At 58.5% G+C, this 6,004-nt stretch carries 5 protein-coding genes; 4 read left to right on the forward strand and 1 reads right to left on the reverse strand.

What is annotated here, in order from left to right:
• The 3 genes from ABYO54_RS12960 to ABYO54_RS12970 all read left to right on the forward strand — a co-directional run.
• A partial coding sequence (locus tag ABYO54_RS12960; protein ID WP_372808671.1) for a DUF4139 domain-containing protein occupies positions 1–1,473 on the forward strand: 1,473 nt, incomplete at its 5' end.
• A gap of 69 nt (positions 1,474–1,542) precedes the next feature.
• Complete coding sequence (locus ABYO54_RS12965; protein WP_372808672.1) at positions 1,543–2,874, forward strand: DUF4139 domain-containing protein; 1,332 nt, start codon at positions 1,543–1,545, stop codon at positions 2,872–2,874.
• Between the two features lie 83 nt (positions 2,875–2,957).
• On the forward strand, positions 2,958–4,073 hold the full coding sequence (locus tag ABYO54_RS12970; RefSeq protein WP_372808673.1) for a hypothetical protein: 1,116 nt from the start codon (positions 2,958–2,960) through the stop codon (positions 4,071–4,073).
• Positions 4,074–4,196: 123 nt separating this feature from the next.
• Here ABYO54_RS12970 and trpB read toward each other — a convergent pair whose 3' ends face one another.
• Positions 4,197–5,441, reverse strand: coding sequence for a tryptophan synthase subunit beta (gene trpB / locus ABYO54_RS12975; protein WP_372808674.1), 1,245 nt, complete (start codon positions 5,439–5,441; stop codon positions 4,197–4,199).
• A 234-nt stretch (positions 5,442–5,675) separates the two neighbouring features.
• Between trpB and ABYO54_RS12980 the strand changes: the two genes are divergently transcribed.
• Positions 5,676–5,894 carry an acetyltransferase gene (locus ABYO54_RS12980; RefSeq protein ID WP_372808675.1) on the forward strand — a complete coding sequence of 73 codons (219 nt, stop codon included), beginning with the start codon at positions 5,676–5,678 and terminating at the stop codon, positions 5,892–5,894.
• Positions 5,895–6,004: the final 110 nt, after the last annotated feature.

Here is a 6,004-nt window from a genome sequence, read left to right on the forward strand (position 1 = left end):
AGCATCGCTTTTGCGTTTCTGCTGATCCGGCCCGGCCTGCCCGTAGAGGATCGCACCGCAGGCGGCCCGCCTGCCCCGGCGTCCGGCAGGTTGGGAGAGGCAAACTCCACCTCGACCGATTCCGGCGCGCGGACGGCTGGGACCGCCGTCCCTACCCTCGCCGCGCTGCGGGCATCCCAGCCGTTCGCGCCGGCGAGCAACATCGAGCTCAACGTCCTGCCGCGGCGCGACGAGGTGCAGCTGACGATCTACAACGCCGAGGACCTCACCCTCGTCCGCGAAACGCGGAAGATGACGCTCAAGCGCGGCTGGAACTGGCTCCAGTTTATGTGGAGCAATACGCTCATCGACCCGACGTCGCTCGACCTGCGTCCCGTCACCCATGCGGACCAGATCGAAATCACCCAGTTGGTTTATCCGCCGCGGCTGAACGAGCTGGCGCGCTGGACGATCTTTTCCGAATTCAGCGGCGAGGCCGAATTCGAGCTGACCTATTTTACCTCCGGCCTCAAATGGAACGCCTTCTACGAAGCCACCCTCGCGCCCGACCAACAATCCATGAAGCTCAAATCCTACGTCCGCATCGACAACGGCAGTGGCGAAGATTACGAGAACGCCGAAACGCGGTTGGTGGTGGGAGAGATCAACATTGATGAAAAAATCGCGACGCTGGCCAAACGCACCCCTCCCTATGGCACCCCGGGGATCGAGGTTTTGTCCCGCAGCCGCACGCTTTCGACGAAGGACAAATGGCAGTTCAACCGCCAAGAAGTCGAAATTGAAGCCCGGTTTTTCAATTACGATGCAGAAGGCATAAAAGAAATCTTCAAGAAAGCACTCAGCGAATACCAGCTCTACACCATCGAGGGGCGGGAGACGATTCGAGATGGCTGGGGCAAGCGGCTGCCGAATATCGAGGCGCAGGAGATCGGCGTCACCAACCTTTATAAATTCGAGGCCGAACGCTGGGGCGACCAAACCATACGCTACCTTTCGTTCGCCAACACCGAAACCTGCAAGCTCGGCAAAGCCCCGTTGCCCGAGGGGCAAGTCCGGGTGTTCGGCCACGCCGGCGAAACGGAAAGCCTCGTCTACGTTGGCGCATCGAGCATCCAATACATCCCCGTTGGCGAAAAGGTGGAGCTGGAGCTGGGCGTTGCCCGGAAAGTGATGGTGGCCCCCAAGCGGATGCGCACCCGCACCGAAAATTTTGAGTTTGACCAAAAAGGCAACATTTCCGGCTGGGACGAAATCACCGACTGGAAGATCGAGATCACCAACGCGGAAGACCGCCCGGTCGATGTGGAAATCATGCGCTGGGCCGAGTCGGCCGACTGGAAGGTCGAAACGGATGCGGCGGTTACAACATACGATGCGGAGCATTTCCGCTTCATGGAAACGATCGAACCGCGGAGCAAAAGAACCATCGAATACGAACTGACGGTGCAACATGGGACAAGGCGTGAAGAGTGACGATTGAGACGTGAAGAAAATCACGGCTCACGTTTCACTCATCACGACTCCCGCAAACGGAGAGAAAACATGAGAAGAATCATTCAACTATTGGTGCTGGCCGCCGCGACGGGCGTCCAGGCCAAGATGGATCTGGCAACGATCCCGACACGCGATACGGTGCAGTTGACGATCTACAACTCGGCCGATATGACGCTGGTGCGCGAGCAGCGCGCGCTGACCCTCAAGGAGGGCATCAACAAGCTCCAGTTTTCGTGGGCGAACACCTTGATCGATCCGACGAGCCTGGAAATGCAACCGAAGGCGAACGCGGACAAGATCGACATCCTGGATCTGGTTTATCCGCCGCGCGTCCAAAACCTGGGCCTGTGGAATGTGGATAGCCGGGTCAGCGGGAAGTCGCCCGTGGAGATCAGCTATCTGACCAGCGGACTTTCGTGGCGAGCGTTTTATATGGGCACGCTGACGCCCGACGAGACCAAGTTGCGCCTGCAGGGCTATGTGCGGGTGACGAACAACAGCGGCGAGGATTATGAAAACGCCCAAACCCGCCTGATCGTCGGCAAGGTGCACATGCTCGACCAAATCGCGGAACTCGCCCGGCAAGAGCATCCCTATGGCACGCCCCGCCCCGAACGGGTGGCCTATGACCGGCCAACCACTTCAAGAATGAAAGTGGCCAAGGGCGTGGTGATGGCGATGGAGGATTCGGTGGATTATTTCGGAATGGCCGAGCCAAAAGAGATCAAGAAAGAGGGGCTGAGCGAATATTTCCTCTACACGATCGACGGGACGGAAACGATCCCGACGGGCTGGTCGAAGCGGTTGCCGAGTTTCGATACCGACGCAATCCCGGTGGCAAATCTCTACAAGTTCGAAGAGGAACGCTACGGCAGCCACGTGCGCCGGTTCCTGAGCTTCAAGAACGACGAGGAGCATGCGCTGGGCGAAACGCCGATCCCCGGCGGGTCGATGCGGGTCTTCCGGCTTACGGGCGAGGCGGCGCACCTTGCCTTCGAAGGGCAGTCGAGCTTCAAGTATATCCCGATCGACGAAAAGGTGGAGCTCGACCTCGGCCGGGTGGAAAACGTGATCGTGGAGCCGAAACGGATGAAACAGGCCACGGCCAACCATCGCTTCGACCGCAAGGGCAATGTTTCCGGCTGGGACGAAATCCACGACTTCGAAGTGGAAGTGCGCAACACGCGGCCGGTTCCGGTGAAGGTCGAAATCAAATGCAACCTTGGATCCACCTATTGGAAAATCGAAAAGGCGGGCGACTTCGGGACGTTCGAAAAGGACGACGCGGACACGGTGAAGTTCACCCTCGAACTGCCGCCCGAGTCGAAGAAAACATTCACCTATCAGCTGACGACCAACCACGGGGATAACCAACAGTGATGAGTGACGATTGATACGTGAAACCATCACGAATCACGGCTCACGGCTCACGAATCACTCTTCAAGCAAACGGAGATTTAACCATGAAATATATTATCACCACACTACTACTGATTGTTTCTGCAACAACCCATGCGCGGATCAAGATGGTGGCGCTGCCGGAGCGCGGACAGACGGATATCCGGCTCGACAACCCGGACGCGACGCTGATCGAGGAAGAGCGCGTGCTGACCCTGCAGCAGGGAATCAACCAGGTCGACTTCTCGTGGAAGGGCGTGAACATCGATTCCGATTCCATCCGCCTGACCGTCCTCGGAAATGCCGACGAAACGGTGCTGCTCAATGTCAGCTATCCGCCGAACGAGCAGGCGCTGGTTTGGGAAATCGCCAGCACCTCGGCGAAGGAACAGCCGGTGCGCATCTCGTACCTGCTCTCCTACATCGATCGGCTGGTGACCTATAAAATGGTGGCCGACAAGGCGGAGTCGAAGGTGGACCTCAAGAGCTACCTGGTGCTGCGCAACTTTTCGGGCGAGGATTTCGAGAATGCGCGGGTGCTGCTCGACTATGGCGAGGCCTTCGAGCGCGGCATCCAGCACGAGGAGACCAAGCAGATGCTTTTCCTCAAGGCGGGCGAGGTGCCGATCGAAAAGACCTGGACCTTCGATGCGGCGAAACTGCCGTGGGATCCGGAGCGCGAGAAGGGCAACGTCGGGATTCCGGTCTCCTACAAGATCGCCAACACGCAGGAAAGCGGGCTGGGCCGATTTGCGCTCAACGGCGGCAAGGCGCGCGTCTATCAGGACGACGGCAGCGGCGGCACCATCGTATTGGGCGAGGACCGCCCGGGACTGGTGCCCGTTGGCGAAGAGATGGAGGTCTACATCGGCGACAGCCGCGACATCGTCGTGACGCAGAAAAAGATGACCGACCGCCAGATCAACCTCCGGAAGAACAGCCGGAACGATGTCGTGCTTTACGACACCGACGAGCTGATTACGGCGAAGATCGAAAACTTCAAGGACACGCCCGCCCGACTGACGCTGATCCAGCACATCGACGGACAGTGGGACATGGAAGCGTGCAACATGGAGTATGAGCTGGAAGACGCCTCCACCCTCAAGTTCGAAATCGAGCTGCCCGCCAACGGGAAAAAGGATTTCGAGATGCACTACCACCGCCGCAACATCCGCCCATAAATCCGGGAGTGCCGCCACAAACCAACTCGGAAAACCCGGACGATATGCGGATGACGCAAACGCGAATCGCGCGTTGGATAATAAAAAAAAGCCCCGCATTGCGGGGCTTTTTTGTGGGTGGGGTTAATTCAACAGCGAGGGCCAATTCTTTAGATACTCGTCGCCGAATCCGTAGTTTTCGGTCACGAAGTCGAGGTCTTTGTCGCCCCGGCCGCTCAAGTTGACGAGGATGGTGCCATGGTTGCGATTTCGCGCCTCGCGGATGGCGCCGGCAACGGCATGGGCGCTTTCGAGGGCGGGGATGATGCCTTCGGCCCGGCAAAGCAGGTAGAAGGATTCCAGGCACTCATCGTCGCTGGCCACGCCGTATTTGACCCGCTTGATGTCGTGCAGGTAGCTGTGTTCCGGACCAACCCCCGGGTAATCAAGGCCGCTGGCAATCGAGTAAACCGGGCTTGGCTCGCCGGCTTGGTCCTGCAACAGATAGCATTTGAATCCGTGGATGATGCCCTCGGAACCATAAGTCATGGTGGCCGCGTGATCGCCCAACCCTTCGCCGCGTCCGCCCGGCTCGATGCCGATCAGCTCGACCGGATCGTCGAGGAACGGGGCAAACATGCCCATCGCATTCGATCCGCCGCCGACACAGGCCATCACGGTTTCGGGCAGGCTGCCCGTCATTTCGATGATCTGGTCGCGCGCTTCGGCTCCAACGACATACTGGAAATCGCGAACCATGGCCGGGAACGGATGCGGGCCGACCACCGAACCGATGCAATAGATCGAGTTTACGGGATCTTCCAGATAGGCGACGAACGCGGAATCGACGGCTTCCTTCAGCGTTTTCAGGCCGTGCGTTACCGGAACGACCTTGCAGCCGAGCAACTTCATCCGGGTGACGTTCGGGGCCTCTTTGGCGATATCGACTTCGCCCATGTGGATTTCGCACTCCAACCCGAAATAGGCCGCCGCCGTCGCAAGCGCCACGCCGTGCTGCCCGGCTCCGGTTTCGGCAATCAGCTTTTTCTTGCCCATGAACTTGGCCAGCAGGCCTTCGCCCATGCAGTGGTTCAGCTTATGGGCCCCGGTATGGTTGAGATCCTCGCGTTTCAGATAAATCTGGCATCCGGAACCAATCAGGTCGGAAATGTTTTTCGCATGGTACACCGGCGTCGGGCGGCCCTGGTAGTGCTTGCGGATGCGCCGCAGTTCGGAAATAAAATCGTGCGACCGGCTAATCCGAAGATAGGCCTCCGTAATCTCTTTGAACGGCTCCTCGAGCTGCGGGGGAATAAAAGCGCCGCCGTACGCGCCGAAATAGCCTTGGTCATTTGGAAACTGCTTCATATAGGTTGCGTATTCGCCCATCTCTTCCTCCGTGGATTCACTGTGACTCACCACCTGCCGCCTCTGGCAACCGATGATAAAAACGGACAAAGCGTAGTGGATCCATTGCAACAACGTCAAGAATCGCGCCCCGCAAACATTGCGGCCCCGCTTCGCGGTGCAAAAAAGATTTACGGTTGCCGAATGAACCCTTTTCTCCCGGTGTGGTCGAAGCGTGTTGAAAGCAGGTACAAAGCGAATAGCAGGAGGTATGGAATGTTCCTGAAACATGAACCTACGGGAGATCTGGTCGAGGTCATCGACCTGCCGGATGTCATCAACCAGCATTCACCGACGATTCGCGCTCGGTCGCATTCGGGGGATATCATCCAGCGCCCGGAAAACTTCCTGAAGTCGGAACTGGTGTTCCCTTCGGGCGAACCGCTGCCGGAATGCTGGAGCAACAACAACTACGTCCAGCACGCCGCCGCATAGCAAACGCCCCGTTCGAACCCCTTCGGACGGGGCCTTTTTGTGCCCGCGCAACCCCCTACTGCAGCGTATTACCTAGAACTTCGTATTTTCACCACAGAGGGCACTGAGAC

The sequence above is a fragment of the Pontiella sp. genome (assembly GCF_041622395.1).
In the GTDB taxonomy this organism is placed as follows: Bacteria; Verrucomicrobiota; Kiritimatiellia; order Kiritimatiellales; family Pontiellaceae; genus Pontiella.